Here is a 215-nt window from a genome sequence, read left to right as displayed (position 1 = left end):
GTCACCTATGTTGAAGAACTCACGCGCATGCAACGGCGCATCGACCGCGACCGCATGGACGAATACGCCCGCCTCGTTGCGGTCGCGTTACATGACCGCTCCCCCGCCCAGCTCGGGCTGCGTTGCCTCCGGGCAGAGCTCGCGGCCGCGCTACACGTGAGTGAACACGCGGTCGAACGTGAACTCGACCTCGCCCACACCCTCGCCACCCGCTA

The 215-nt window shown here is 66.5% G+C and carries 1 pseudogene; it reads left to right on the top strand.

Annotated elements, in window-relative coordinates:
* Positions 1-27 precede the first annotated feature (27 nt).
* Positions 28-215: pseudogene (locus ACXR2W_RS14215) on the top strand (HNH endonuclease); the annotation flags it as partial.

The organism is Leucobacter faecis (assembly GCF_054456695.2).
This window is presented reverse-complemented; position numbering and strand designations above follow the sequence as displayed.